This window comes from Enterobacter sp. 241F3 (assembly GCF_034106785.1).
In the GTDB taxonomy this organism is placed as follows: Bacteria; Pseudomonadota; Gammaproteobacteria; order Enterobacterales; family Enterobacteriaceae; genus Enterobacter; species Enterobacter vonholyi.
This window is the reverse complement of record NZ_JAWNDD010000014.1, coordinates 1-25162: the sequence shown is the minus strand read 5'-3', so window position 1 is coordinate 25162 and position 25162 is coordinate 1. Positions and strand designations below refer to the sequence as shown.

23 protein-coding genes and 2 tRNA genes are annotated in these 25162 nt (G+C 56.5%); 7 read left to right on the top strand and 18 right to left on the bottom strand.

The features are described 5' to 3' along the window. Positions 1-2: 2 nt before the first annotated feature. Positions 3-1346 carry a Na(+)-translocating NADH-quinone reductase subunit A gene (locus UR504_RS20965; protein ID WP_302234125.1) on the bottom strand — a complete coding sequence of 448 codons (1344 nt, stop codon included), beginning with the start codon at positions 1344-1346 and terminating at the stop codon, positions 3-5. A gap of 298 nt (positions 1347-1644) precedes the next feature. Between UR504_RS20965 and dpaA the strand changes: the two genes are divergently transcribed. Further along, entirely contained in the window at positions 1645-2385 is a 741-nt protein-coding gene (gene dpaA / locus UR504_RS20960; RefSeq protein ID WP_111965861.1) for a peptidoglycan meso-diaminopimelic acid protein amidase, read from the top strand. Here the strand turns inward: dpaA and UR504_RS20955 are convergent. Next, a complete protein-coding gene (locus tag UR504_RS20955; RefSeq protein WP_008500262.1) occupies positions 2356-3123 on the bottom strand; it encodes a class II glutamine amidotransferase in 768 nt (255 codons plus the stop codon). The two genes, dpaA and UR504_RS20955, sit on opposite strands and share 30 nt — an antisense overlap. A 46-nt stretch (positions 3124-3169) precedes the next feature. Continuing rightward, positions 3170-3748 carry a D-sedoheptulose 7-phosphate isomerase gene (gene lpcA, locus UR504_RS20950; RefSeq protein ID WP_021242877.1) on the bottom strand — a complete coding sequence of 193 codons (579 nt, stop codon included), beginning with the start codon at positions 3746-3748 and terminating at the stop codon, positions 3170-3172. Positions 3749-3987: 239 nt separating this feature from the next. Between lpcA and fadE the strand changes: the two genes are divergently transcribed. Both fadE and UR504_RS20940 read left to right on the top strand, forming a co-directional pair. Beyond that, positions 3988-6432 (top strand): acyl-CoA dehydrogenase FadE, encoded by a 2445-nt coding sequence (fadE, locus tag UR504_RS20945; protein WP_302234124.1) that lies wholly within the window; start codon positions 3988-3990, stop codon positions 6430-6432. Positions 6433-6540: 108 nt separating this feature from the next. Beyond that, the gene (locus UR504_RS20940) at positions 6541-7311 is read left to right on the top strand and encodes an amidohydrolase (protein WP_302234123.1); all 771 of its coding nucleotides are present in this window, start codon (positions 6541-6543) and stop codon (positions 7309-7311) included. Between the two features lie 51 nt (positions 7312-7362). Here UR504_RS20940 and UR504_RS20935 read toward each other — a convergent pair whose 3' ends face one another. The 9 genes from UR504_RS20935 to dnaQ form a co-directional block, all read right to left on the bottom strand. Continuing rightward, positions 7363-8964 (bottom strand): gamma-glutamyltransferase family protein, encoded by a 1602-nt coding sequence (locus UR504_RS20935; protein ID WP_320740109.1) that lies wholly within the window; start codon positions 8962-8964, stop codon positions 7363-7365. A gap of 9 nt (positions 8965-8973) precedes the next feature. Continuing rightward, entirely contained in the window at positions 8974-9849 is an 876-nt protein-coding gene (locus UR504_RS20930; RefSeq protein WP_028012069.1) for an ABC transporter permease, read from the bottom strand. A gap of 2 nt (positions 9850-9851) precedes the next feature. Next, on the bottom strand, positions 9852-10793 hold the full coding sequence (locus tag UR504_RS20925) for an ABC transporter permease (RefSeq protein WP_302234121.1): 942 nt from the start codon (positions 10791-10793) through the stop codon (positions 9852-9854). A gap of 18 nt (positions 10794-10811) precedes the next feature. Beyond that, positions 10812-12326: an ABC transporter substrate-binding protein gene (locus UR504_RS20920; RefSeq protein WP_302234120.1), complete on the bottom strand. Its 1515-nt coding sequence runs from the start codon at positions 12324-12326 to the stop codon at positions 10812-10814. A 2-nt stretch (positions 12327-12328) separates the two neighbouring features. After that, on the bottom strand, positions 12329-13411 hold the full coding sequence (locus UR504_RS20915; RefSeq protein WP_302234118.1) for an ABC transporter ATP-binding protein: 1083 nt from the start codon (positions 13409-13411) through the stop codon (positions 12329-12331). Further along, complete coding sequence (locus tag UR504_RS20910) at positions 13408-14421, bottom strand: ABC transporter ATP-binding protein (RefSeq protein ID WP_302234115.1); 1014 nt, start codon at positions 14419-14421, stop codon at positions 13408-13410. Before UR504_RS20910 ends, UR504_RS20915 begins: the two co-directional genes overlap by 4 nt. Next, positions 14418-15137: a FadR/GntR family transcriptional regulator gene (locus UR504_RS20905; protein ID WP_023334601.1), complete on the bottom strand. Its 720-nt coding sequence runs from the start codon at positions 15135-15137 to the stop codon at positions 14418-14420. Before UR504_RS20905 ends, UR504_RS20910 begins: the two co-directional genes overlap by 4 nt. Before the next feature lie 377 nt (positions 15138-15514). Continuing rightward, positions 15515-15591 (bottom strand) — tRNA-Asp (locus tag UR504_RS20900). Between the two features lie 132 nt (positions 15592-15723). Further along, positions 15724-16455, bottom strand: coding sequence for a DNA polymerase III subunit epsilon (dnaQ, locus tag UR504_RS20895; RefSeq protein WP_025912581.1), 732 nt, complete (start codon positions 16453-16455; stop codon positions 15724-15726). A 64-nt stretch (positions 16456-16519) separates the two neighbouring features. Between dnaQ and rnhA the strand changes: the two genes are divergently transcribed. Next, positions 16520-16987, top strand: a complete 468-nt coding sequence (gene rnhA, locus UR504_RS20890; RefSeq protein WP_008500276.1) for a ribonuclease HI — start codon at positions 16520-16522, stop codon at positions 16985-16987. On the opposite strand, the gene UR504_RS20885 is transcribed toward rnhA, so the two are convergent. Next, a complete protein-coding gene (locus UR504_RS20885; RefSeq protein WP_115874289.1) occupies positions 16988-17704 on the bottom strand; it encodes a class I SAM-dependent methyltransferase in 717 nt (238 codons plus the stop codon). 32 nt (positions 17705-17736) lie between these two features. Here UR504_RS20885 and gloB point away from each other — a divergent pair, with 32 nt between their 5' ends. Further along, entirely contained in the window at positions 17737-18495 is a 759-nt protein-coding gene (gene gloB, locus UR504_RS20880) for a hydroxyacylglutathione hydrolase (protein ID WP_115874288.1), read from the top strand. 68 nt (positions 18496-18563) lie between these two features. Further along, complete coding sequence (gene mltD / locus UR504_RS20875; RefSeq protein ID WP_115874287.1) at positions 18564-19928, top strand: murein transglycosylase D; 1365 nt, start codon at positions 18564-18566, stop codon at positions 19926-19928. 52 nt (positions 19929-19980) lie between these two features. Here the strand turns inward: mltD and UR504_RS20870 are convergent, their stop codons facing one another. From UR504_RS20870 to UR504_RS20860, 3 genes are all read right to left on the bottom strand, one after another. Further along, entirely contained in the window at positions 19981-20754 is a 774-nt protein-coding gene (locus UR504_RS20870; RefSeq protein ID WP_274242139.1) for a class I SAM-dependent methyltransferase, read from the bottom strand. Between the two features lie 75 nt (positions 20755-20829). Continuing rightward, a complete protein-coding gene (locus UR504_RS20865) occupies positions 20830-21630 on the bottom strand; it encodes an endonuclease/exonuclease/phosphatase family protein (protein ID WP_024909448.1) in 801 nt (266 codons plus the stop codon). Between the two features lie 136 nt (positions 21631-21766). Further along, on the bottom strand, positions 21767-22942 hold the full coding sequence (locus UR504_RS20860) for an MFS transporter (RefSeq protein ID WP_271366804.1): 1176 nt from the start codon (positions 22940-22942) through the stop codon (positions 21767-21769). A gap of 104 nt (positions 22943-23046) precedes the next feature. On the opposite strand from UR504_RS20860, the gene yafC reads away from it, so the two are divergent. Next, on the top strand, positions 23047-23952 hold the full coding sequence (gene yafC / locus UR504_RS20855; protein WP_045909864.1) for a DNA-binding transcriptional regulator YafC: 906 nt from the start codon (positions 23047-23049) through the stop codon (positions 23950-23952). A 29-nt stretch (positions 23953-23981) separates the two neighbouring features. On the opposite strand, the gene dkgB is transcribed toward yafC, so the two are convergent. Both dkgB and UR504_RS20845 read right to left on the bottom strand, forming a co-directional pair. Beyond that, positions 23982-24785 (bottom strand): 2,5-didehydrogluconate reductase DkgB, encoded by an 804-nt coding sequence (dkgB, locus tag UR504_RS20850; protein WP_115874283.1) that lies wholly within the window; start codon positions 24783-24785, stop codon positions 23982-23984. Positions 24786-24945: 160 nt separating this feature from the next. Continuing rightward, positions 24946-25022 (bottom strand) — tRNA-Asp (locus tag UR504_RS20845). Positions 25023-25162 lie beyond the last annotated feature (140 nt).

Here is a 25162-nt window from a genome sequence, read left to right as displayed (position 1 = left end):
GGTTATCCTTCCTGCTCAATGCGGGTTAACACCTCGCGCAATACCGGTCCATATTCGTATTTGCCCGGACAGACATAAGTACAGAGCGCCAGATCTTCTTCGTCCAGTTCCATACAGCCCAGCGCCTGCGCGCTATCGGTATCCCCAGCGAGCAGATCGCGCAGCAGCATGGTAGGCAGAATATCCAGCGGCATGACGCGCTCGTAGTTGCCAATCGGGACCATGGCGCGCTCGCCGCCGTGCGTGCTGGTCGAGAAGCTAAACAGCTTATTACGCAGGAAGTGGCCCAGCGTAGTCCGGGTGACGGAGTATTTTTCCGCACCGGGCAGCACCCAGCCGAACAGCTCTTTTTCGCGCCCTTCCTGCACAATGCTGACCTGCAGATGGAAACGTCCCAGATACGCGTGCGCATTGACAGCATGGCGGCCACTGAGGACCGAACCGGAAATCAGGCGGTTTTCACCCTCTTTCATTTCCCCCACCAGCAGTTCGTTGATGTCTGCCCCCAGCAAAGTCTTCACGAGGCGCGGGTTTGCAGCCTGCGGTCCACCGATGGCGATTATCCGTTCAGCGCAGAGTTCACCAGTGGTGAAAAGCTTACCGATGGCGATGACGTCCTGATAATTAAGGTGCCAGACCTGTTTCGTCAGGCTTACTGGCTCAAGGAAATGGATGTGCGTCCCGACCAGCCCCGCCGGATGCGGGCCAGCAAACTCATTAAACGTGACCTGCCCTTGCGGATGCCCACCAAGCTTGCCGCCGCCGGCCTGGCAAACGTGGACTTTCCCCGAAGTCAGGCGGGTTAAAACGGTCAGTCCGGCATCAAAGGCTTTGCGCTGCGCCAGAATAACCGGCTGCGGGTCCACGCTGAGCGGGTTGGTGTCGATTGCCGTGACGAAAATCGCGGCCGGTTCCGTGCCCGGAACAGGGGATTTGCTGAAGGGACGCGTACGAAGCGCGGTCCATAAACCGGACGCCAGAAGCTGAGCCTGAACGGCGTCACGGTTCAGCGCAGCGAGTTCTGCGGCGTCATAATGGGCAAACTCACGCTTTTCATCGCCTTCAATGCGGATAACCACCGACTGCAGAACGCGCCGTTCGCCACGGTTGATGGCCACAACGGTGCCGCTCGTGGGGGCCGTGAACATCACGCCGGGATTTTTTTTGTCCTCGAAGAGCGCCTGTCCTTTGATCACGCGATCGCCCTCCTGTACAAGCATTGAAGGGCGCATTCCCAGATAGTCGTCGCCCAAAATGGCGACATGACGGACGCTTGCGCCTGTCGAAACGTGCTGCGCGGGCACGCCTGCAATCGGCAGATCAAGTCCTTTTTTTATTTTAAACATGTGGTTAGCAGGTTTCCATGAACAACAATCCAGTGGGCGCAAAGTGTAACATTTTCCCCTTTCCGCGGGCAGGGTATCCGCCATTGCGCGTGCCAAATTGCGAGCTAATGCGCAAAGTTTCTGGAGCCATCGCAGTTTTGATGGTTTATTAAGTAAAACTAATTTGTAAACTCACCGCCCGGCTCTTGCGAAAATCTATAGCGGTGCTAATGTGAGCGCTCCTAACAGAATAATCTGATTTCGGGTCTCTTTTGCCGTCCTGGCAAGTTGGTCATGGTTTTATCAAGGAACTAGTAGTATGCGTAAAATCGCATTGTTCATTGCGATGCTTCTGATTCCGTGCATGTCGTTTGCCGGACTGCTCAGCAGTAATAGCTCAACGACGCCGGTCAGCAAGGAATATAAACAGCAGTTAATGGGATCGCCGGTTTATATTCAGATCTTCAAGGAAGAGCGCACTCTCGATCTGTTTGTGAAGATGGGCGAGACATATCAGCTGCTTGATAGTTACAAAATTTGTAACTACTCCGGCGGACTGGGGCCAAAACAGCGTCAGGGCGATTTCAAAAGTCCGGAAGGGTTCTACAACGTTCAGCGCAGCCAGCTCAAGCCTGACAGCCGCTTCTATAAAGCCATTAACATCGGCTTCCCGAATGCCTATGACCGTGCACACGGTTATGAAGGTAAATATCTGATGATCCACGGTGCCTGCGTGTCTATCGGCTGTTATGCGATGACCGACTCCGGCATTGATGAGATTTTCCAGTTCGTGACGGGCGCGCTGGTCTTTGGGCAGCCTAACGTTCAGGTCAGCATCTATCCGTTCCGCATGACGGACGCCAACATGGCGCGTCACAAATATTCTTACTACGCGGATTTCTGGAAACAGCTGAAGCCAGGGTACGACTATTTTGAGCAGACCCACAAGCCGCCGGTGGTCTCTATCGTAGATGGCCGTTACGTGGTCAGCAAACCGCTGAGCCACGAAGTCGTCCATCCACAGCTGGCGTCAAATTACACGGTCCCCGAGACAAAATAGCACCCACTCGCCTGGCATAATCTTTTGCCAGGTTTCGTTGCCCGTCAGCGGCTGCGTTGCGATAACAGTGACCACATCGTTCGGTGTGGTCTCCTTCTGAAAATCTATCTCCACATCCTGATCGAGAAGCGTCGCAACGCCAAACGGCGCACGGCGGGTGATCCAGAACAGATTCGTCGAGCAGAACGCCATCACATAGCGCCCGTCAGAGAGCAGCATGTTGAACACGCCTTTTTCGCGCAGTTCAGTTGCCAGCGTCGCGATGTATTTGAACACGGCGGCCATGTTGCCGGGCGTGCGGGGATAGCGCTCCGTCAGCTTGTGCAGCAGCCAGCAGAAGGCTTTTTCGCTGTCCGTCTCGCCGACCGGGCGGAAATTGCCCGTCTCCAGAGATTTATAGCCCGTGAGTTGCCCGTTGTGCGCATAGGTCCAGTTACGGCCCCACAGCTCGCGGGTAAACGGATGGGTATTTTCCAGCGCCACTTCGCCGCGGTTAGCCTGGCGGATGTGGGCGATCACCGAGCGGGACTTGATGGGGTAGTCCTGCACCAGTTTGGCAATCGGTGAATTAAAGCTGGGCTGTGGATCTTTGAACGTGCGACACCCTTTTCCTTCGTAGAAGGTGATGCCCCAGCCGTCTTTATGCGGCCCGGTTCCTCCACCGCGCTGCACCAGCCCGGTGAAACTAAAGCAGATATCGGTTGGCACATTCGCGCTCATCCCGAGCAGTTCGCACATACATCACCTCCACAACTGCGGGGGCAAGAATGCCCCCAGCGAAGTCTTACTTAGCCATCTCTTTTTCGATCAGCTGGATCAGGATGTGGATCACTTTGATGTGAATTTCCTGAATGCGGTCAGCATAACCGAAGTGCGGAACGCGAATTTCGACATCCGCCGTACCGTCCATCTTACCGCCATCTTTACCCGTCAGGGTGATGACTTTCATCCCTTTTTCACGCGCGGCGGCGATCGCTTTGATCACGTTGCCGGAGTTACCGGAGGTAGAAATCCCCAGCAGCACGTCGCCTTCACGGCCTACCGCTTCAACATAGCGGGAAAAGATGTGGTCGTAACCGAAGTCGTTGCCCACGCAGGAGATATGACTCACGTCGGAAATCGCAATCGCCGGGTAGCCAGGACGGTTTTCGCGATAGCGTCCGGTCAGCTCTTCTGCGAAGTGCATCGCGTCACAGTGAGAGCCGCCGTTACCGCAGGAGAGCACTTTGCCACCCGCTTTGAAGCTGTCGGCCAGCAGGACCGCTGCGCGCTGAATAGCGTGAATATTGGCATCATCTTTCAGAAAGTTAGCCAGCGTTTCCGCCGCTTCGTTCAGTTCGTTACGAATAAGATCCTGGTACATGAGGATAATCCTTCAGTATTGATGAAATAACACAGTGGAGTGTACCGGATAGCGGGAAAAGCGAGAAGCTAAAGCCATGCGAATCGTCCGGCGTTTTGATTTTTTGTGCCGGCTAAAACACGAACAATGTGAACCAGGTTGTAATTATTTTGTAAACACATTGCTAAAGGAATTCACATCAACTACAACCATATCATCACAAGTGGTCAGACCTCCTACAAGCAAGGGAGCTTTTCTTTATGATGATTTTGAGCATTCTCGCAACCGTTGTTCTGCTCGGTGTGTTGTTCTATCACCGCGTGAGTTTATTCCTGAGCAGCCTGATTCTTCTGGCCTGGACGGCTGGGCTTGGCGTCGCAGGCCTCTGGAATATCTGGCTTTTAGTCCCTCTTGCCATCATTCTTCTGCCGTTTAACTTTGCCCCGATGCGTAAATCAATGATCTCTGCACCGGTGTTCAAGGGCTTTCGCAAAGTGATGCCGCCAATGTCGCGTACCGAGAAAGAAGCGATTGACGCAGGCACCACCTGGTGGGAAGGCGATCTGTTCCAGGGCAACCCGGACTGGAAAAAGCTGCATAACTATCCGCAGCCGCGCCTGACCGCTGAAGAACAGGCCTTTATTGACGGCCCGGTGGAAGAAGCGTGCCGTATGGCGAACGACTTTGCCATCACCCATGAAATGGCCGACCTGCCGCCGGAACTGTGGGCGTACCTGAAAGAGCATCGCTTCTTCGCGATGATCATCAAGAAAGAGTACGGCGGCCTGGAGTTCTCCGCCTACGCTCAGGCCCGTGTCCTGCAAAAGCTGGCGGGCGTCTCCGGGATCCTGGCGATTACCGTTGGCGTGCCTAACTCCTTAGGCCCGGGCGAACTGCTGCAGCATTACGGTACTGAAGAGCAGAAAGATCACTACCTGCCGCGTCTGGCACGCGGTCAGGAAATCCCTTGCTTCGCGCTGACCAGCCCGGAAGCGGGCTCCGATGCGGGCGCGATCCCGGATACCGGCGTGGTCTGCATGGGCGAGTGGCAGGGCGAGCAGGTACTGGGCATGCGCCTGACCTGGAACAAGCGTTATATCACCCTGGCGCCTATCGCCACCGTGCTGGGTCTGGCCTTTAAGCTCTCTGATCCGGAAAGACTGCTGGGCGGCGAAGAAGATCTGGGCATTACCTGTGCGCTGATCCCAACCTCTACCCCAGGCGTTGAAATTGGTCGTCGTCACTTCCCGCTGAACGTACCGTTCCAGAACGGTCCGACCCGCGGCCAGGATATCTTTGTACCGATTGACTACATCATCGGTGGTCCGAAAATGGCCGGTCAGGGCTGGCGTATGCTGGTGGAATGTCTGTCTGTGGGCCGCGGCATTACACTGCCGTCGAACTCAACCGGCGGTCTGAAGTCTGTGGCGATGGGGATTGGTGCCTACGCGCACATCCGTCGTCAGTTCAAAATCTCCATCGGAAAGATGGAAGGTATCGAAGAGCCGCTGGCGCGTATCGCGGGCAACGCCTACGTGATGGACGCTGCCGCCACGCTGATTACCTACGGCATTATGCTGGGCGAAAAACCAGCCGTACTGTCGGCCATTGTGAAGTACCACTGTACCCACCGCGCGCAGCAGTCAATTATTGACGCGATGGATATCGCGGGCGGTAAAGGCATTATGCTCGGCGAAGGCAACTTCCTGGCGCGCGGCTATCAGGGCGCACCGATTGCCATCACCGTGGAAGGGGCAAACATCCTGACCCGCAGCATGATGATCTTCGGTCAGGGCGCAATTCGCTGCCATCCGTACGTGCTGGAAGAGATGGCCGCTGCGCAGAACAACGACGTGGATGCCTTCGATAAGCTGCTGTTCAAACATATCGGTCACGTGGGCAGCAACAAGGTACGTAGCTTCTGGCTGGGCCTGACGCGCGGTCTTACCAGCGCCACGCCGACCGGCGATGCAACCAAACGTTATTACCAGCATCTGAACCGTCTGAGCGCAAACCTGGCCCTGCTGTCTGACGTCTCCATGGCGGTGCTGGGCGGCAGCTTGAAGCGTCGCGAGCGTATCTCTGCCCGTCTGGGCGATGTGTTGAGCCAGATCTTCCTGGCCTCTGCGGTCCTGAAACGCTACGACGATGAAGGCCGTCAGGAAGCGGATCTGCCGCTGGTACACTGGGGCGTTCAGGATGCGATGTATCAGGCTGAACAGGCGATTGACGATCTGCTGGCAAACTTCCCGAACCGCTTCGTGGCGGGTGCCCTGCGCGCGGTGATCTTCCCGACCGGTCGTCACCATCTGGCGCCGTCCGACAAGCTGGACCACAAGGTGGCGAAGATCCTGCAGGTTCCGAGCGCAACCCGCTCCCGCATCGGTCGCGGTCAGTATCTGGCACCGACGCAGCATAACCCGGTGGGTCTGCTGGAAGAGGCGCTGCTGGACGTGATGGCTGCCGACCCGATTCATCAGAAGATCTGTAAACAGCTGGGCAAAAACCTGCCGTTTACCCGTCTGGACGAACTGGCAAAACAGGCGCTCGCAGGCGGTATTATCAATAAAGATGAAGCCGCTCTGCTGGTGAAAGCCGAAGAGAGCCGTCTGCGCAGCATTAACGTGGATGATTTCGAACCGGACGAGCTGGCGACGCAGCCGGTAAAGCTGCCGGAGAAGCACCGCAAACCTGAAGCGGCATAACGCGTTTCGCTTATACAAACCCCGCCTCGCGCGGGGTTTTTTATTGCCACATTTTCTCGTTATGTCGTGCTACAGTGTCAAAAAGTGGTCGTGTGAGGAGTCTGAATTGTGCCTGGTCTGAAGATTTCTATTTTGCAGCAACCTTTAGTGTGGATGGATGGCCCCGCCAACCTGCGCCACTTTGATCGTCAACTGGAAGACATTACCGGGCGTGATGTGATTGTCCTGCCGGAAATGTTCACCACCGGCTTCGCCATGGAAGCGGCAAAACAGTCAATGCCTCAGGATGAGGTGGTCGCCTGGATGCACGCCAAAGCGCAGCAGACCAACGCGCTGATTGCCGGAAGCGCCGCTCTGCAGACCGAACGCGGGCCGGTGAACCGCTTCCTGCTGGTGGAGCCGGAAGGGAAAGTGCATTTCTACGATAAACGCCACCTGTTCCGCATGGCGGATGAGCATCATCACTATGAAGCCGGTAACGAGCGCGTGGTGTTTGAATGGCGCGGCTGGCGTATTTTGCCGCTGGTCTGCTACGACCTGCGTTTCCCGGTGTGGTCGCGTAACCGCAACGATTACGACCTGGCGCTGTATGTTGCCAACTGGCCTGCACCGCGCTCCCTGCACTGGCAGTCGCTGCTGGTGGCGCGCGCGATAGAGAACCAGGCGTACGTGGTGGGCTGCAACCGCGTGGGGACGGACGGTAACGGGCATCACTATCGCGGCGACAGCCGGGTGGTGAATCCGCAGGGCGAGATCATCGCCACCGCCGAGCCGCACCAGGCAACGCGCATTGATGCCGAACTGTCGTTGACGGCGCTGAAGGAGTACCGGGAGAATTTCCCGGCGTGGCAGGATGCGGATCCGTTTAGCATTGAGTGAAATTATCCCCTCACCCAGCCCCTCTCCCAAAGGGAGAGGGAGGATAAAATATTAACTCACCAGCGCCTGCCCGTCCTTGCGGCTTTCCGTCGCGGCCACGTAGTGTCCTTCCGGCAGGCGGTAAATTACCTGCGCGCCACCGAAGTTGTAATCCTGAAGCGGATCTTCCACCACAATCTGATGTCCGCGCTCGCGCAGGGCGGAAATCGTGTTGCGATCGAACGTCGATTCAACGATCACCTCCCTGCCCTGCACCACGCGCCAGCGCGGGGCGTCGATTGCCGCCTGCGGGTTTTGCCCGTGCAGCATAATGCGCAGCGCCATCTGCATGTGCCCCTGCGCCTGCATCGGGCCGCCCATCACGCCGAAGGTCATCAGCGGCTGGCCGTTGCCGTCCATCGCAAAGCCCGGAATGATGGTGTGGAACGGGCGCTTGCTGCCCGCCAGCGCGTTCGGATGACTGGGATCAAGCGAAAAACCACAGCCCCGGTTTTGCAGGCTGATGCCGGTGTCAGGCACCACGATGCCTGATCCAAAGCCCATATAGTTGGACTGAATAAACGAGACCATCATTCCGCTGGCGTCCGCGCTGCTGATGTAGACCGTGCCGCTCTGGGTCGGGGAACCGTAGACAAAATCGGACGCCTTGTCATGATCGATAAGCGCCGCGCGTGACTTCAGATAATGGTCGCTCAGCAGCTCTTTCGCCGCGAACGCCATATGGTCTTCATCCGCCACGTAGCGGTCGAGATCCGCCAGCGCCAGCTTCATCGCCTCAATGGACAGGTGCAGGGACTGCACGGAATCCGGATGATGCTTCTCAATGCCGCACTGCTCAAGAATGCCGAGCGCAATCAGCGTGGCGATCCCCTGGCCGTTTGGCGGCAGCTCCTGCACCGAACCGCCCGCGAAGTCGCGCGACAGCAGCTCTACCCAGTCCACGCGATGGCTCGCCAGATCCTCGGCCGTCAGGTGCGCGCCATGCTCTTTGGCGAAGGCAGCAATTTTCTGCGCCAGCTCGCCGCGGTAAAAGGCTTCGCCGTTGGTGCGGGCGATCAGCTCCAGCGAGTTCACCTGCGCCGGGTTACGGAAGATTTCCCCCACGCGCGGGGCGCGGCCTTCCGGCGCGAAGCAGGCGCTGAAGCCCGGCTGATCTTTCAGCTTGCTATAGCCGCGCTGCCAGAGATGCCCAATCAGCGGGGAGACCGGGAAACCGTTGCGCGCGTAGTCAATGGCAGGCTGCGCCAGCGTGGTCAGCGGCAGCGTGCCGAAGCGTTCCGCCAGCGCGACCCAGCCGGATACCGCACCCGGCACGGTCACCGCGTCCCAGCCAATTTCCGGCACCGCGGTTTTACCGGCAAACAGATCCGCATGCCAGCTCGCAGGCGAACGACCGGAGGCGTTCAGGCCGTGCAGCTTTTCGCCGTCCCAGACGATGGCAAAGGCGTCGCTGCCGATCCCGTTACCGGTCGGCTCTACCACCGTCAGCGCCATCGCGGTGGCAATGGCCGCATCAACGGCGTTGCCGCCCAGCTGCAGCATCTTCATCCCCGCCTGCGCCGCCAGGGGTTGCGACGTGGCAACAGCATTATGGCCCATCATTGGCGGGCGTCGTGAAGCGTAACCGGACGTAAAATCAAGCGCTTTAGTCATCATGACTCCTTAGTCGTGGCGCGGATCGAGCGCATCGCGCAGCCCGTCGCCAAGTAAATTAAAGCCCTGCACGGCAAGGAAAATCGCCACGCCGGGGAAAACAGACATCCACGGCGCCTGCTCAAGAAACCCTTTCGCGGTGTTGAGCATTGAGCCCCAGGACGGATTGGGTGGCTGCTGCCCCAGCCCTAAAAACGACAGGCTGGCTTCGGCGATAATCGCTGAGGCAATCGCCAGCGTGGCCTGCACCAGGATCGGCGACATCACGTTGGGCAGGACGTATTTGATGATGATCCAGCGATCCGGCAGGCCAATCGCCCGCGCGCCGTCGATATACTCTTCGTTGCGAATAGCGATCACCTGACCGCGCGTCAGGCGGGCGAAGATCGGCATCGCCGAAAGACCGATGGCGATCATGGCGTTCGTCAGGCTCGGGCCCAAAAACGCCCCCAGCGCGATCGCCATGATCAGGAACGGACACGCCAGCAGCGCCTCGATAAACCGCGAGATCACGCCGTCCCACATCTTCTGGAAGTAGCCCGCCACCAGCCCCAGCGGCACGCCGATGACCACCGCGATAACCACCGACATACAGCCCGCCATCAGCGAGGTGCGCGCCCCCCAGATAATGCGGGATAGAATGTCGCGCCCCAGCTCGTCGGTGCCGAACCAGTACATCGCTGAAGGCGCTTTGCGCACCGCGAGGAAGTTGGCTTTAACCGGGTCAAACGGGGCGATCCACGGCGCCAGCAGCGCCACCAGCACAAAGAAACCCACCACAAGCGCGCCAATCACCGCGCTTTTATTGGCGAGGAATTTCTTCAGCACCCGGTTCTGCGCGCGCGGCAGCGCGGGGGCTACGGTTTGCGTCGTCAGTTCCGCCATCGTTAACCTCGCATTTTCGGGTTGATAAGGACGTAAAGTACGTCGGCCAGCAGGTTGAGCAGCAGGAAGCCGATCGCCACGATCAGCACAACGCCCTGCACCACCGCGTAGTCACGGTTGAACACCGAGTCGACGATCATCTTGCCAAAGCCCGGAATGGTGAAAACCTGCTCGGTCAGCACCGCACCGCCCAGCAGCTCGCCGAACAGCAGCGTGGTGAGGGTGATTACCGGCACCAGCGCGTTGCGAAAGGCGTGCTTCAGGATCACCGCTTTCGGTAGTAGCCCTTTCGCCCGCGCGGTGCGGATATAGTCCGCCTTCAGCACGGCAATCATCGAGGCGCGGGTGTGGCGCATCAGCGTTGCCGCGAGACCCGTTCCGAGCACGGATGCGGGGAGCAGCAGCGTGCGCAGGTTCTGGAGCGGATCTTCACTGAACGGCACATAGCCGGACGCGGGGAGCCACTGCAGGTTTACCGAAAAGACCAGAATCAGCAGGATCCCCAGCCAGAAGTGCGGGATCGAGATCCCCGAGATCGCCACGAAGTTCGCCCCGTGATCGACCCAGCTGTTTTTGTTCACCGCCGCGAGGATCCCCATGCTGATGCCAAACACCAGCGCGATAATCATCGCCAGCAGCGACAGCTCCAGCGTGACCGGCAGCTTGCTGGCGATCAGCTGCGTCACCGGTTCATGCGTACGTAAGGAGACGCCCAGATCGCCCTGCAGCGCCCGCGTCAGCCAGTGGAAATACTGCACGGGGATCGGCGCATCGAGATTCAGCTCCGCACGCAGCTGGGCGATGACCGCCGGATCGCGCTCCTCGCCGGCCATGGCAATCAGCGGATCACCGGGCAGCAGCTTGTGCAGCCCGAATACCATCATGCTCACCAGCAGTAGCGTCGGAATAGCCAGCAGCAGACGTTTGCAAATCAGTTCCAGCATGGGTTCTCCTCAGGACGTTTATTTCGCCAGCGTCAAACCCGCCAGACGCACGATGCCGTCCGGGTATGGCTTAAAGCCCTGCACGCTTTTGTTCAGGCCAAAAATGCGCGGCTCGAAGTAGAGGTAGGCAATCGGCATATCCGTTTGCAGCTGCTTCACCACCTTGTCGTACAGCGGCTGGCGTGCGGCCTGGTCGGTGCTCTGGCGCGCCTGGATCAGCCACTCATCGACCTGCGCGTTGCTGTAGCGGCCGTCGTTAAGCGTGCCTTTGCTGTTGATAAAGCCGTAAATGCTGCCGTCCGGGTCCGGGCGCCCCGACCAGCCGGAGAAGCTCAGCTGATAATCCCCGCTCTGCTGGCGGTCGAGCAGCGTGGCGAATTCGGTCATCTGCAGGTTCAGGTTAAAGCCCGCCTCGGCGACCATCGCCTGCAGCACCTGCCCCACCTGCTGTGAGGTGGGGTTGTTCGGCACCAGCAGGTTGACGTTTAGCGGCGCGGTAATGCCTGCCGCTTTCAGCAGCGCTTTGGCCTTGTCGACGTCACGCGGCGGAACCGGCAGATTCACGTGATACGGGCTGACCGGTGAAAACGCCTGGTTGGCTGGCGTATACAGTCCTTCAAAGACCACCTGGTTTAACGCATCGCGGTCGATAGCCTGCGAGAAGGCCTCGCGCACGCGGGCATCTTTGAACGGGTCGTTGGCCGGCACCTGGCCGTTGTTGATGTTGAAGGTAATGCCCTGATAGCCCAGGCCAGTTACCTTCGCCAGCGCCAGCTTGCTGTCGGCTTCGACGGTTTTCACGTCGCTGGCGGCGATGCCTTCGGTCAGGTCGAGATCCCCCGCGCGCAGGTTCGCCAGACGCACGGAGGCATCAGGGATCGGCAGATAGATAATTTTGTCGAAGTGGTAGGCGTCTTTGTTCCAGTAGTTATCGAAGCGGCTCAAAACGATGCGGTCCTGGGACACGCGGCTGTCGAATTTATACGGGCCGGAGCAGACCGGATGGGCGGCAAAGTCAGGCTTTTTCGCCGCCTCAGGGGCCATCATGGCGCCCGCACGGTCGGTGAGTTGCATCAGCAGCGCGGCATCAGGCGTTTTCAGGTGCAGCGCAATCTGCATCGGGCCGGTGACCTCTACCGATTCAACGGAGGAGATCTCGCTTTTACGCAGGGAGCCTTTGAGGGTCAGGGCGCGGTCGAGGTTGTATTTCGCGGCGGCGGCATCGAATTTCTCTCCGTCATGGAAGGTGACGCCTTCGCGCAGATCCATGGTCAGCGTTTTGCCGTCGGCGCTCCAGGCCCACGATTTCGCGAGACCTGGCACGACCTTCAGATGCTCGTCGACGTCCACCAGCCTGTCGCACAGGGAGGCAAACACGAAGCGGCCATAGTAGGTGCGCGCCAGGTGCGGGTCGAGCATGTCCGGGTCTGCTCCCAGGCCGATTCGCAGCACGCTTTCAGAATGAGCGGGCAGCGCCGCGCCAAGCAACATAACACTTCCCAGTACGGTCAAAAGAGAATTACGGATTGTCATTATCATGAGTTCCTTGAAGGAAGGGACGAGTGGGTAACCGCGTGTTCAAACAGCGCGCGGCGGCGCAGAAATGCGGCGGATGGCGGTGCGATCTGAATAACGCTGCGATCGCGGTTGATCTCCTGCCAGCGGTGGCAGGCAACCTGACGTCCACCGTCGAGCACCTGATTGATCGGCTCGACCTGGCGGCATTCGTCGGTGACGTACGGGCAGCGGGTGTGGAAACGGCAGCCGGACGGCGGGCTGGCCGGGTTGGGCAGATCCCCCTGCAGCAGCGGCGCGTCGCGTTCAGTGCCCGGCTGCATCTGCGGCGCCGAGGCGATCAGCGCCTGAGTATAGGGGTGCAGCGGCGCGTCAAAAATCTCGTCAACGGTGGCAAGCTCGACGATTTGCCCGAGATACATGACCGCCACGCGATCGCTCATGTGGCGGATCACCGCCAGACCGTGGGCGACAATCACCATCGTCAGCCCCAGCTGGTTCTTCAGGCTCTCCAGCAGGTTAACCACCTGCGCCTGGACGGAGACGTCCAGCGCGGAAACCGGCTCATCCCCCAGCAGCAGCTTCGGTCCCGAGGCCAGCGCGCGCGCAATGCCGATACGCTGGCGTTGTCCGCCGGAAAACTCGTGCGGATAGCGCCCAGCCCAGGCGGCAGGCAAGCCCACGGTTTTAAGCAGCTCGGCAACGCGGTACTGGCGGTCCGCTTTCTTCATGTTCTGGTGCAGCCACAGCGGCTCGCCGACGATCTGCTCCACCGTTATGCGTGGGTTCAGGGACGCGAAGGGATCCTGAAAGATGATCTGCAGCTCGCGGCGGAGCTGATTGAGGCGCGCGCCCGAGGCGTGGGTGATCTCTTCCCCCTGATAAAATACGCGCCCTTCGCTGGCGGCCAGCAGGCGCAGCAGCAGACGGCCAAGCGTGGATTTTCCGGAACCGGACTCGCCGACAATCGCCAGCGTTTCGCCCGGCATGACGGCAAGCGACACGCGATCGACCGCCGTGACAAACCGTGCCGGAGTAAAGAGCTTTTTGGGGCCTGGGAAAAGCTTGCTGAGGTCACGGGCTTCAAGTATGGGCGTGGTCATGCGGTCTCTCCCAGGGCAATGTGATGTTCGAGCGGCACGCGGAAGCAGGCGACCCGATGGCCCGCGCCGAGCGTGGTGAGCTGCGGTTTTTCATCATGGCAGCGCGACTGCGCAAACGGGCAGCGCGTCGCAAAACGGCAGCCTTGCGGCATGGATTCCGGGAGCGGGACCGCGCCGGGAATGGTGGAGAGCTGGCCCTTGCGTGCGCCAAGAGAGGGAATCGAGCCCATCAGGCCGATGGTGTAAGGGTGCTGCGGATCGGCAAATATCGCCTCCACGCTCCCCTGCTCCACTACCTGTCCGGCATACATCACCGCCACCTGCTGTGCCACTTCGGCCACCACGCCTAAATCGTGGGTGATCATCATCACCGCCGTGCCGGTTTCCTCTTTCAAGGTATTGAGCAAGGCGAGGATTTGCGCCTGGATGGTGACGTCGAGCGCAGTGGTCGGTTCGTCGGCAATCAGCAGTTTGGGGTGGTTAATCAGCGCCATTGCAATCATCACCCGCTGGCGCATGCCGCCGGAAAGCTGGTGAGGATAAGCCTTGAGGCGCATCTCTGCCGCCGGGATCTGCACTTTCTCGAGGATCTGCAGCGCGACCTTCATCGCCTCTGCGCGCGAGACGTTCTGGTGTCGCATAACCGCTTCGCTCAGCTGATCCCCCAGCGTAAATGCCGGATTGAGCGAGGTCATCGGCTCCTGAAAAACCATCGCCAGCTCGCTGCCGCGCAGGTCGGCATATTCCCGCGGCGAGAGCTTGCGCAGATCGTGGCGGCGAAACAGCATCTCCCCGCTGACGATCCGTGCGCTGGCGGGCAATAACCCCATCAGCGCCAGTGAGGTAATACTTTTCCCGCAGCCGGACTCTCCCACCAGCGCCAGCGTTTCGCCCGCCCTGACGGTCAATGAGATACCGTCAAGCACGCTAACCGGCGAGCCCGCGAACGTAACGTTGAGGTTTTGGACTTGCAGTACGGGCGTGGCGTCCTTAAAGGGGATTGTCGTCATGGCGTGAAGTCGTCCTCAAGGTGGATCGCCTGAATCAGGGCGGTTTGCAGGCTGAGCAGGTGTTCGCGCATGGCGGCCGCGGCTTCATTAGGCTGGCGATGGATAATCGCAGACATGATCTTATGGTGGTGGTCGTTATAGCTGTCGACACGTTCGGGCGTGCGGGCTAATTCACGAAGATGCTGCCAGCCCGGTTCGCGCCGAACGGCATCAATGGCATCAAACAGGCCGAGCATCAGGCGGTTGCCCGCAGCCTCGGCAATAGCCCGGTGAAAGGCGCTATCCCAGAGTTCGTTGAGATCGCGGTCGTCCGGGCTGACCTTGTCGATGCGTTCCAGCATGCGCTGCATAAGCGCGAGGTTTTCCCTGGTGGCACGCAGTGCCGCAAGCCGGGCTAAGCCGGGTTCGAGCTGTAGACGAGCTTCCATCACTTCCAGAAGGTTGGTCTGTTGAACCAATCCCTGAAGGGCCAGCGGTTCAACGGGTGCCGCCGGGCCAATAAAGGTCCCTTTGCCCTGCTTACGCCAGATGCGCCCCTCTTCTTCCAGCACGTCGAGCGCACGACGCACTTCACGTCGTCCTACGCCGAGTGTGTCCGACAGCTCACGTTCCGTGGGCAGCGGTATGCCTGGTGTTGACTCATGCTGGTTGATTAGCCCGCGCAACTGCTCAAGCGCGGTGCTGGAATTGGCCAGAAACCGTGACGGTTTTTCCATATTGGTTCGCTCGCTTTCATCATTGCTTTATTTTTATTAACGATAAGTTATTGATATGGAATGAAGCTTATCGTGCTAATGATTAAGCAATAACCAAACCAATACGTAATTGGTTCGGTATTTTTTTGGCAAGCGGGAGATAACCAAATGATTCTGCGTGAATTATTTTTACAGAAAGACACATTCTGAATGAGGTCTGAAGAGAGGCGCGGTGGCAATGCACAACAACAGTGCAAATAACGCACTACACCTGTGCAATTGTTAATTAATTGCACTATAGACATTAACTTTTTGTTAACGATAAGAGAGAGGATGAGATTACAGAATGCTGAAACGACGAAGGCCTGAATCATTTCTGATTCAGGCCTTCTGAATAGTGGCGGAACGGACGGGACTCGAACCCGCGACCCCCTGCGTGACAGGCAGGTATTCTAACCGACTGAACTACCGCTCCACTGTTCCCGTTTGGGGAACGAGGCGCATATTACGGTGCGCCTCCGATCTCGTCAACGCTTTTTCTCGCGTTTTGAATCGTTTGCTGCAAAAATCGCCCAAACGATGATTTTACAGGCATTCCGGCGTTTTTTCAGGCACGCCAGAGACAGCTGCCGCCCTTCTTCTGCACCAGATCAAGACGGGATTCGTGGTTAAGCAGCTCTTCGTCACTGGCTAAAACAACCCGTAGCCGACTGGCCTGACGAACAACACGCTGAATGCCCGCTTCGCCCTGCGTCTGCTGAGACTCATTTTCCATACTGAACTTCATTGACGTCTGCCCGCCGGTCATCGTCAGATAGACATCGGCCAGGATCTGGGCATCGAGCAACGCCCCGTGGAGCGTTCGCTTGGTATTGTCTATCTCGTAGCGCGAGCAGAGTGCATCCAGGCTGTTACGCTTGCCGGGGAACATCTTCCTTGCCAGCGCCAGACTGTCTGTTACCTTACAGAAGGTGTTCGTCTTCGGGATATCACGATTAAGCTTGCTGAATTCATAGTCCATAAAGCCGATATCGAACGAGGCGTTATGGATGACAAGCTCGGCGCCCCTGATATATTCCAGGAACTCGTCAGCCACATCCGCAAACGTCGGCTTATCCAGCAAGAACTCATCGGCAATCCCGTGAACGCCGAACGCTTCGGGGTCCACCAGCCGATCGGGCTTGAGGTAAACGTGGAAGTTGTTCCCCGTAAGACGACGGTTCACCACTTCAACGGCGCCGATCTCGATGATCTTATGCCCTTCGTAGTGCGCGCCGATCTGGTTCATACCGGTGGTTTCGGTATCGAGGACGATCTGGCGAGTAATTGCAGTGCTCATAGCGGTCATTTATGTCAGACTTATCGTTTAACTGAACGTTTCGAATACAGGAAGTCTACCAGAGATGCGTAAACAGGTAGAAATTTTCACCGATGGATCTTGTCTCGGTAACCCAGGGCCCGGCGGCTACGGCGCGATTATGCGCTATCGCCAGCACGAAAAAACCTTTAGTGAAGGCTATTTTCTGACCACCAACAACCGGATGGAGTTGATGGCGGCCATCGTGGCGCTGGAGGCATTAAAAGAACATTGTGACGTGGTGTTAAGTACCGACAGTCAGTACGTGCGTCAGGGGATCACCCAGTGGATCCATAACTGGAAAAAACGCGGCTGGAAAACCGCCGATAAGAAACCGGTCAAGAACGTCGATCTCTGGAAACGTCTTGATGCTGCGCTGGGTCAGCACCAGATTAAATGGGAGTGGGTTAAAGGGCACGCAGGCCACCCGGAAAACGAACGCTGCGACGAACTGGCGCGTGCGGCGGCCGCTAACCCTGCGCATGAGGACGCGGGCTATCAGCCCGAATCCTGATCACGGCTTTTTGTATTGCCGCGTGGCGCCAACGGTCTGGCGGATTGGCGTTTTCGATTTGCTCTGCTTCATGGGGTTAAGCGTAAGGGGAATGGTTCGCTTACGCGCGACGATAAACTGCAAACAGCCCAGGGCGGGGAGATGGGTGCTCAGCACCACGCCACCCTGACGCGCCCAGGGCAGCACCTGAAAACCACCGTAGCAGAGCACTTCAAAGTTCAGCAGTGAAAGCCAGTCGAGCTGGCGCATCATGGTGAACATCCGGCTGTTGTAAGGTGGATTCCTGCGTAGCACCGGCACCAGCTTACGCAGCCCCATCAGGCTTAACGGATTGAATCCGCTAAGTACCAGCCAGCCGTCATCAATAAGCACGCGATCGGCTTCACGAAGCAGACGATGCGGATCGCTGCACCAGGGCAGCGTGTGAGCGAGTAAACACGCATCAACGGATTTTTCCGCAAACGGCAGATGCAACGGATCTGCTTTTACCTGAACCGGCGATCCGCCGAGAGAGACGTTGACCTGATGCGAGATAGCGCAGCTTTCGGTATTGATTTCCGCGCTGAGATTGCCAATCTTAAGCAGGTGAAAGCCATACATTTTCGCGAGCCAGGGCTTCAGCTGTTGTTCTAACGCTTCGCGATAATATTCACCCCAGGGCAATTCCGCCCAACGTTCCGGTGCTGCGACAGTCTGAGGTATCCTTGCCGGTTTCATCAAAACACCCGCCACGCTATAAGAGGTAATGTATGAATCTTATCAGTATTCCAGCGTTTCAGGACAATTACATCTGGGTTTTGGTTGACGACGATCGTCGATGCGTCATTGTCGATCCCGGAGAATCGGCCCCTGTTCTACGCGCAATAAAAGAGAACGACTGGCAGCCAGAAGCCATTCTGTTGACGCATCATCATAACGATCACACTGGCGGCGTGCCTGAACTGCACGCTCATTTTCCGCATCTTGTGGTTTACGGACCGGCAGAAGCACAAGATAAGGGAATCACGCATGTAGTCGAAGAAGGCGAAAATATCCTCATACGTGAGTGGGAGTTTTCCGTATTTGCTACACCGGGTCACACTTTGGGACATCTGTGTTTCTACAGTAAGCCTTATCTTTTTTGCGGCGATACCTTGTTCTCCGGAGGCTGCGGAAGACTGTTTGAAGGTACGCCAGCGCAAATGTACCAGTCTTTACAGAAGATTAACGCATTGCCCGATGACACCGTTATTTGTTGCGCTCATGAGTATACATTAGGAAATATGAAGTTTGCCGTCAGCCTGTTGCCTGAGGATCGGGCGATTCAGGATTATTATCACAAAGTGAAGGAGTTACGTGCAAAAAACCAAAAAACACTCCCCGTAATTCTGAAAAACGAGCGCCAAATTAATTTATTTTTACGAACAGATGATACTGATTTAATTAATAAAATTAACCAAGAAACAAATTTGCAACAACCAGAACAGCGATTTGCATGGTTAAGGTCAAAGAAAGATAACTTCAGATAATTGCGGGTTGCCTTTTCAAAATTTCGCCGTTATCATCGCTCGTCTTTTAAGCAACTATTGACACACACATGAAGGCAAAAGCGATATTACTCGCCTCTGTCCTGCTTGTAGGTTGCCAGTCACAGAATGGCAGCAACGTACAACAGCACGCACAGAGCCTTTCTGCAGCTGGTCAAGGGGAAGCAGGGAAGTTTGCAAGTTCGGCGCGCTGGATGGACGATGGAACATCTTTCGCGCAGGATCAAGACTTGTGGACCTCTATTGGCGACGAGCTAAAGATGGGAATTCCGGAAAATACCCGGATTCGCGAACAGAAACAGAAGTATTTAAGAAATAAGAGCTATCTCCACGATGTAACGTTACGGGCAGAGCCGTATATGTACTGGATAGCCGGGCAAGTTAAGAAACGTAACATGCCTATGGAGCTGGTACTCCTACCCATAGTGGAGAGCGCTTTTGACCCACACGCGACGTCTGGCGCCAATGCCGCAGGCATTTGGCAGATCATTCCGAGCACAGGGCGAAACTATGGTCTGAAACAGACCCGCAACTATGATGCGCGTCGCGATGTTGTCGCTTCAACGACAGCCGCTCTCGACATGATGCAACGTCTGAACAAGATGTTTGACGGCGACTGGCTGTTAACGGTCGCAGCGTATAATAGTGGCGAAGGTCGTGTACTGAAGGCAATGAAAGCGAATAAAGCACGGGGTAAATCCACCGATTTTTGGTCGCTCTCACTGCCACAGGAAACAAAGATTTACGTACCGAAAATGCTGGCTTTGAGCGATATTCTCAAGAACAGCAAGCGTTACGGTGTACAACTGCCAACACCAGACGAAAGTCGTGCACTGGCGCGTGTTCGCCTCAGCAATCCAGTTGATATTCAACAGGTTGCTGATATGACGGGTATGTCGGTAAGTAAATTGAAAACCTTTAATGCTGGCGTTAAAGGCTCAACCCTGGGGGCAAGTGGCCCGCAGTATGTAATGGTTCCGCAGAAACATGCTGACCAGTTACGTGAGTCTTTAGCTTCTGGTGAAATCGCCGCCGTTCAGTCAACGCTGATCGCGGATGCATCATCAGTCAACAGCCGCAGCTATAAGGTTCGTTCAGGTGATACGCTTTCGGGCATTGCGTCACGTCTTGGCGTGAATGCGAAAGATCTGCAGCAGTGGAATAATCTGCGCAGCTCCGGCCTGAAAGTGGGTCAGACTCTGACGGTAGGTGCAGGTAGCAGCGCACAGCGTCTCGCCAGCAACAGCGATAGCATTACCTATCGCGTGCGCAAGGGCGATTCACTGTCCAGTATCGCAAAACGACACGGCGTAAACATCAAGGATGTGATGCGCTGGAACAATGATACTGACAATCTGAAACCTGGCGACCAGCTGACGCTGTTTGTGAAGAACAGTGCTACGCCAGACTCCTGATAGCACGATCGAAAGATAAAAAGGCACCGATTCCCCTCGGTGCCTTTTTTGTTTATCCCGCTTTTTGCGCTTCAGCCATGATGGTATCGCTGGTGAATGAACCATCGTTTTGCAGTTCAAAGTACGCCTTTACCTCCGCGGATGCACTCTCCTGATACAGCCTGATCGCCTGACTTAATGCTTCCGGGGTGCGCATACGCGCTATCCACGAGCTAAACTCCAGCGGCAAACGGTCTGTGATTAACGAGCGTGTAATCAGTCCCGCTTCCGTGATAAGCGATAACCACTCTCCGCTGGCGTAGTTTTGCACATGCGAGGTGTCGCGCAGCGCTTCCACCGTTTGCAGCCAGATATTGCGCACCGGATGCCCAGGTGACATCACATCCATAATGATGAATGTGCCGCCCGGCTTCAGAACGCGTTTGACCTCTCGTAATGCCTGGCCGACATCATGCCAGTGGTGCGCGGAATAACGGCTGATAACCACCTCAAACGACGCATCATCAAACGGTAAGGATTCGGCATAGCCCTGGCGCGTATTGATGTTGTTCAGCCCCTTCGCTTTCGCCGCCTCGGCAACGACGTCCAGCATCTGGCTGGATAAGTCATATGCGGTAACCTGCGCCACCTGCTGCGCAGCCGTAAAGCTGGCATGCCCAGCCCCGCAGCCTAAATCCAGAACGTGCGCCTGCGGGAACGCAGACAGACGTTCACCGAGACGCACCAGATCGCGACCGGAAGCGTGCACGGCGCTGCTCAGATAGGCACTTGCCTGAGAACCAAACTGTCTTTCTACGTTGTCATGATGGGAGTGTGTTGTTGTCATCGTACTGTCCTTTGTGAGTGAAAAATAAAGGGCAGCACCCGCGCAGGCCTGCCCCACGGCAGACCTGACACACCATTATTTATCAGGTTTGCCGGGACTGAATTCGACTAGTAGAGGGTTATGATCCGAGGCGCGCGTCACCAGAACAGAGGCATCGTGCACGCTCAAACCACGATAGAAGACGAAATCGAGAGGACGACCAAAGGCTTTTTTGCGCTGGTCGTCGCTAAAACGAACTTCACGCAGCGACATTTCGCGCGCGAAGCGATAGAGCGCATTCATGCGCGGACGGCTCCAGGCATTGAAATCGCCGGCCATAATGATGGGCCCGCTGTGATGCGCTATCTGATCGCCAATGGGAAGTAACTGCTTACTGTAGACATCCACGCCCAGGCTGAAATTTACCGCATGGATATTCACAACCATCAGCATTCGGGTATCCGGCAGCGGATAGACCGTCACCAGCGCCGATTTCGCCAGACGCAGGATAGGCTCGCGTTCGCGCAGCGGACAGCAATAGACGGGATGTGCTGCAGAAAGCGTCATCACGCCTGAGGGATGTTGCGGCAGGACAAATGCAGGCACCTGGTCGGCGGCAAGATAGTTCGTGGTGGCAAACCGTACCAGCTCCGGGGTGGTTTGCGCCTCCTGGAGCAGAACCAGGTGGGCATCTTTTCCAAAATTCTTGAGTACCGATAACCATTCGGCACGCTGCTGCTTAAAGATATTCCACACCAGTACGCGGATTTTTTCATCGCTGCTTAACGGCGTGCCGGCGGGTAATGCCTGGCTTATGCTCGCAAATGACCCCGGAGGCAAGATCCTCTCCGCGGGCATTCCGGCTACATAACGCATGGCATAGGTATTTTTTCGCACTTTTGGAAACAGCCTCTGTAACATGAACCAGCCCGGAAAACGGACTGGTTCTAATGTTATAGGGACTTTAGGTCATACTTTCAACGCAATTTCTGAGAAACCGCTTTCCAGTTTTGTCAGCAAGCGCTTACTTATATTAACCCAGCGCGATCCGAGCAGGTTTATCAAGGCGCCCGCTCAGGCCAATCAGCAGGAAGGCCACCAGGACAATCACCGCTCCAATCCACGGGGTCTGGGTTAATCCGAAGTGTTCGACGGTTTGCCCACCAACGATGGAGCCCAGCGCGATACCGATATTAAAAGCGGCAATATTCAGGCCGGAAGCCACATCCACTGCATTAGGCGTATAAAGCTCGGCTTTCTGTACAACGTAGACCTGAAGCCCGGGCACATTGCCAAAGGCGAAGATCCCCATGACCAGTACCGTGACCAGCGCGGCGTAGTGTATCGAAGCGGTGAACTGGAAAATCATCAGCAGAACAACCAGCGCGGCGAAGATAAATTTCAGCGCTGGTACCGCGCCATGCTTATCTGCAAGCTTGCCGCCCCAGATATTGCCAATGGCAACGGAAATACCGTATCCCAGCAAAATCCAGCTTACGGCATTGGGGGAGAAGCCAGCCAGATCCTGCATCATCGGCGCCAGGAAGGTGAAAGCGGTGAATACGCCGCCATAACCCAATGCAGTTACCGCGTAGATGATCAGCAAACGCGGATGCGTAAGCACCTTCAGCTGATCGCGCAGGCTGGCGCTCGCCCGGCCTGGAATATTCGACGGCACCAGCAGCAGGCTGGTCACCAGGGCAATGACGCCCAGTAAGGAGACGGCCAGGAACGTTTCACGCCAGCCGAAGTGTTGTCCGATGAACGTTCCCAGCGGTACGCCCGTAACGAGTGCAACGGTCAGTCCACCAAACATGATCGCAATAGCGGAGGCCGCTTTCTCTTTGGGTACCAGGCTGGTTGCAATAGTGGAACCAATCGAAAAGAACACCCCGTGCGCAAGGCCGGTCAACAGACGGGCAATCACCAGCGTGGTGTAGTCCGGTGCCTGCCAGGCCAGAATGTTGCCGGCGGTGAATAGCACCATCAGCGCGACTAACAGCTGCTTACGCGGAAAACGCCCGGTCAGTGCCGTCAGCACTGGCGCCCCGACGGCGACGCCCAGGGCGTAGATAGACACCAACAGCCCGGCAGAGGGTAACGAGATCGCAAGCTGGTTAGCAATAGTGGGAACCAGCCCCACGATAACAAATTCAGTCGTGCCAATTGCAAAGGCACTGATCGTCAGGGCAAGTAGCGCCAGTGGCATAAAATACTCCGTATCATCAGGATTAAGATGACAGGCAGTATGCGCCAGTGCTTAAATAACAAAAATGGTCAAAATCTCAATAGAATTTTGCAGGTGGTGCAACAATGAAAGCTACATCGGAAGAGCTGACAATCTTTGTCGCCGTCGTTGAAAGCGGCAGCTTTAGCCGCGCGGCCGAACAGCTGGGACAGGCTAACTCAGCCATCAGCCGTTCGGTAAAAAAACTGGAGATGAAGCTTGGAGTGAGTCTGCTCAACCGAACGACGCGACAGCTGAGCCTGACGGAAGAAGGAGAGCGTTATTTTCGCCGCGTGCAGTCGGTACTGCAGGAGATGGCCGCAGCGGAGACCGAGATAATGGAGACCCGCAGCACGCCGCGCGGATTACTGCGCATTGATGCAGCCACGCCGGTTGTGCTTCACTTTCTGATGCCGCTGATTAAACCTTTCCGCGAACGCTATCCGGAGATGACGCTTTCTCTCGTCTCCTCAGAGACGTTTATTAACCTCATCGAGCGTAAAGTGGATGTGGCTATTCGGGCGGGAACGCTGACCGATTCAAGCTTGCGTGCCCGCCCTCTGTTTGCCAGCTACCGTAAAATTATCGCGTCGCCACAGTATATTGCTGAACATGGTAAACCGGAGACGGTTGAAGAACTGAAGCAGCATCTGTGCCTGGGCTTTACGGAGCCGGTATCGCTGAACACCTGGCCTGTCGCCTGTCATGATGGTCAACTTCATGAAATTACGAGCGGATTGTCATCTAACAGCGGGGAAACGCTGAAGCAGCTGTGCCTTGAAGGAAATGGTATCGCCTGCTTGTCAGACTATATGATTGATAAGGAGATTGCCCGGGGTGAGCTGGTGGAATTGATGGCCGATAAACGCCTGCCGGTCGAAATGCCTTTTAGCGCGGTGTATTACAGTGACAGAGCGGTGAGTACGCGCATTCGTGCCTTTATTGATTTTCTGAGTGAACATATAAAAACAGCTCCCGGAGGAGCTGTGTGAGGGTTCAGGTTACAGAGGGCGGGTCAAACTTAATCCCAGTCAGGAGCTAAACCTTCCGGGCTGACCAGGCGATCGTTGCATTCCAGGGCTGCGATCGCTTTTTTATCGTCAGCATCCAGATGAAGATCCGTTGCTAATAGGTTGCTCGCCAGGTTTTCACGTTTAGTTGAAGATGGGATCACGGCATAACCTTCACCCATTGCCCATGCCAGAATGACCTGCGCGGCAGTCGCGCTATGTTTCTCAGCGATACGCGTAATCACTTCATCTTTCAGCGCCTTACCATAGGCCAGCGTCATGTATGAGGTGATGTGGATCCCGTGCTGTTTTGCCCAGTCCACGACTTTACGATTTTGCAGGTACGGAGACAGCTCAATCTGGTTGGTCGCAATATTTTCTGCGCCAACAGCAGCAATAGCTTTTTCCATCAGCGGGATCGTGAAGTTGGAGATCCCAATTTCGCGGGTTAATCCCTGCTTTTTCGCTTCCAGCAATGCCTGCATGAATTCTTCCACGGAGACGGCATCGTTCGGTGATGGCCAGTGGATCAGCGTCAAATCTACATAGTCTGTACGCAGTTTTTTCAGGCTTTCTTTCAGGCTTGGGATCAGCTTGTCTTTGCTGAGATTCTCAATCCAGATTTTCGTGGTGATGAACAGCTCATTACGCGGTACACCACTCTCTTCGAGAGCTTGTCCTACGGCAGCTTCGTTTTCATAGATCTGCGCCGTATCAACCGCGCGATAGCCCAGTTCGAGTGCGGTTTTAACTGATGCAATAACAACGTCGTCTTTAAGGCGGAAAGTGCCCAGACCAAATGCAGGGAGAGTCATACTATTCCTCAATCGTTATGTTCGTAAACTGAGGACGATTATCGCTGGCGTTGTTATAGAGAAAAAGATCGCAAAACGCAGAGGATTTTTGCTGATTTCGCAATAATTAAGCGTCAGATAAGAAAAAAGCCCTGAGCTAACGCTCAGGGCTTTTAATAAGTGGCGGAACGGACGGGACTCGAACCCGCGACCCCCTGCGTGACAGGCAGGTATTCTAACCGACTGAACTACCGCTCCACCGAAGACTGCTTGTAACCACCGGATTAATGCACCGGCTTACTACTTAATTTGATGCCTGGCAGTTCCCTACTCTCACATGGGGAGACCCCACACTACCATCGGCGCTACGGCGTTTCACTTCTGAGTTCGGCATGGGG

Excerpts from the sequence above, each read along its gene's own strand:
- dpaA (WP_111965861.1), top strand. The coding sequence starts at position 1,645 with ATGCGTAAAATCGCATTGTTCATTGCGATGCTTCTGATTCCGTGCATG.
- UR504_RS20860 (WP_271366804.1), bottom strand. The coding sequence starts at position 22,942 with ATGCCACTGGCGCTACTTGCCCTGACGATCAGTGCCTTTGCAATTGGC.
- dnaQ (WP_025912581.1), bottom strand. The coding sequence starts at position 16,455 with ATGAGCACTGCAATTACTCGCCAGATCGTCCTCGATACCGAAACCACC.
- UR504_RS20935 (WP_320740109.1), bottom strand. The coding sequence starts at position 8,964 with ATGACTAAAGCGCTTGATTTTACGTCCGGTTACGCTTCACGACGCCCG.
- mltD (WP_115874287.1), top strand. The coding sequence starts at position 18,564 with ATGAAGGCAAAAGCGATATTACTCGCCTCTGTCCTGCTTGTAGGTTGC.
- gloB (WP_115874288.1), top strand. The coding sequence starts at position 17,737 with ATGAATCTTATCAGTATTCCAGCGTTTCAGGACAATTACATCTGGGTT.
- UR504_RS20955 (WP_008500262.1), bottom strand. The coding sequence starts at position 3,123 with ATGTGCGAACTGCTCGGGATGAGCGCGAATGTGCCAACCGATATCTGC.
- yafC (WP_045909864.1), top strand. The coding sequence starts at position 23,047 with ATGAAAGCTACATCGGAAGAGCTGACAATCTTTGTCGCCGTCGTTGAA.
- UR504_RS20930 (WP_028012069.1), bottom strand. The coding sequence starts at position 9,849 with ATGGCGGAACTGACGACGCAAACCGTAGCCCCCGCGCTGCCGCGCGCG.
- rnhA (WP_008500276.1), top strand. The coding sequence starts at position 16,520 with ATGCGTAAACAGGTAGAAATTTTCACCGATGGATCTTGTCTCGGTAAC.
- UR504_RS20870 (WP_274242139.1), bottom strand. The coding sequence starts at position 20,754 with ATGACAACAACACACTCCCATCATGACAACGTAGAAAGACAGTTTGGT.
- lpcA (WP_021242877.1), bottom strand. The coding sequence starts at position 3,748 with ATGTACCAGGATCTTATTCGTAACGAACTGAACGAAGCGGCGGAAACG.
- UR504_RS20920 (WP_302234120.1), bottom strand. The coding sequence starts at position 12,326 with ATGACAATCCGTAATTCTCTTTTGACCGTACTGGGAAGTGTTATGTTG.
- UR504_RS20925 (WP_302234121.1), bottom strand. The coding sequence starts at position 10,793 with ATGCTGGAACTGATTTGCAAACGTCTGCTGCTGGCTATTCCGACGCTA.
- UR504_RS20885 (WP_115874289.1), bottom strand. The coding sequence starts at position 17,704 with ATGAAACCGGCAAGGATACCTCAGACTGTCGCAGCACCGGAACGTTGG.
- UR504_RS20915 (WP_302234118.1), bottom strand. The coding sequence starts at position 13,411 with ATGACCACGCCCATACTTGAAGCCCGTGACCTCAGCAAGCTTTTCCCA.
- fadE (WP_302234124.1), top strand. The coding sequence starts at position 3,988 with ATGATGATTTTGAGCATTCTCGCAACCGTTGTTCTGCTCGGTGTGTTG.
- UR504_RS20910 (WP_302234115.1), bottom strand. The coding sequence starts at position 14,421 with ATGACGACAATCCCCTTTAAGGACGCCACGCCCGTACTGCAAGTCCAA.
- UR504_RS20905 (WP_023334601.1), bottom strand. The coding sequence starts at position 15,137 with ATGGAAAAACCGTCACGGTTTCTGGCCAATTCCAGCACCGCGCTTGAG.
- dkgB (WP_115874283.1), bottom strand. The coding sequence starts at position 24,785 with ATGACTCTCCCTGCATTTGGTCTGGGCACTTTCCGCCTTAAAGACGAC.
- UR504_RS20965 (WP_302234125.1), bottom strand. The coding sequence starts at position 1,346 with ATGTTTAAAATAAAAAAAGGACTTGATCTGCCGATTGCAGGCGTGCCC.